This is a genomic window from Streptomyces spirodelae (assembly GCF_017676385.1).
Lineage (GTDB): Bacteria > Actinomycetota > Actinomycetes > Streptomycetales > Streptomycetaceae > Streptomyces > Streptomyces spirodelae.
On sequence record NZ_JAFFZN010000065.1, the window covers coordinates 1 to 1425 of the forward strand.

The 1425-nt window shown below is 68.7% G+C and carries 1 protein-coding gene; it reads left to right on the top strand.

From position 1 onward, the window contains the following. Positions 1 to 201 precede the first annotated feature (201 nt). The gene (locus JW592_RS32350; RefSeq protein ID WP_209268856.1) at positions 202 to 1404 is read left to right on the top strand and encodes an IS110 family RNA-guided transposase; all 1203 of its coding nucleotides are present in this window, start codon (positions 202 to 204) and stop codon (positions 1402 to 1404) included. Positions 1405 to 1425: the final 21 nt, after the last annotated feature.

Genomic DNA, 1425 nt, shown 5'->3' on the forward strand with positions numbered 1-1425 from the left:
CCCCCCCTGTCGAACGGATGACCTGGGGGGTGGTGCCACCGGGCCCGAGAGGCGCCGTTGGAGACGCTGATGAGAGGTCCGACTACCGCCTGGTCTGGCGCAATGCCCGGCCGTTCGCGGGCGGCAGGTCTGCATAACGTGGATGCGCGCACGACGCCAACGCCCAGGCCAGCACGCACGACATCCGTTCGGGAGGACGGCTTGAACGACAGCGACGAGATAGGCGTCTTTCTCGGCCTGGACGTCGGCAAGAGCGCCCACCACGGGCACGGCCTCACGCCAGCCGGTAAGAAGGTCTTCGACAAGCAACTCCCGAACACCGAACCGAAGCTGCGGGACGTCTTCACCAAACTGAAGACCAAGTTCGGCACCGTCCTGGTGATCGTGGACCAGCCCGCATCCATCGGCGCCCTGCCCCTCACGGTCGCCCGCGACGCGGGCTGCAAGGTCGCCTACCTGCCCGGACTCGCCATGCGGCGGATCGCCGACCTCTACCCGGGCGAAGCGAAGACCGACGCCAAGGACGCCGCGGTCATCGCCGACGCGGCCCGCACCATGCCGCACACCCTGCGCTCGCTGGAACTCACCGACGAGATCACCGACGAGCTGACCGTCGTCGTCGGATTCGACCAGGACCTCGCGGCCGAGGCCACCCGCACCAGCAACCGCATCCGCGGCCTGCTCACCCAGTTCCACCCCAGTCTGGAACGCGTCCTCGGCCCCCGGCTCGACCACCCGGCAGTCACCTGGCTGCTGGAACGCTACGGATCCCCGGCCGCACTGCGAAAAGCCGGACGCCGCAAGCTGGCCGAGGTGATCCGGCCCAAGGCGCCCCGGATGGCGAACCGGCTGGTCGACGATATCTTCGAGGCCCTCGACGAACAGACCGTCGTCGTTCCGGGCACCGGCACCCTCGACATGGTGATCCCCTCGCTGGCCCGCTCGCTCGGCGCCGTCCATGAACAGCGACGGGCCACGGAAGCCCAGATCACAGCCCTGCTGGAGGATCACCCTCTTTCGAAGGTCCTGACGTCGCTGCCCGGCGTCGGCGTCAGGACCGCCGCCACCCTGCTGGTCACCGTCGGCGACGGCACCAGCTTCCCCACCGCCGCCCACCTCGCCTCCTACGCCGGCCTCGCCCCGACCACGAAGTCCTCGGGCACCTCGATCCACGGCGAACACGCACCACGGGGCGGCAACCGCGTCCTGAAACGCGCGATGTTCCTGTCCGCCTTCGCCGCCTTGCACGACCCCGCCTCCCGCACCTACTACGACAAATGCCGGGCCAGAGGAAAGACCCACACACAGGCCCTCCTCCGGCTCGCCCGCCAGCGGATCAACGTGCTCTTCGCGATGCTCCGAGACGGCACCTTCTACGAATCCAGAACCCCACGCCTCGCTTGACGAAAGACATAGAGGCACCCC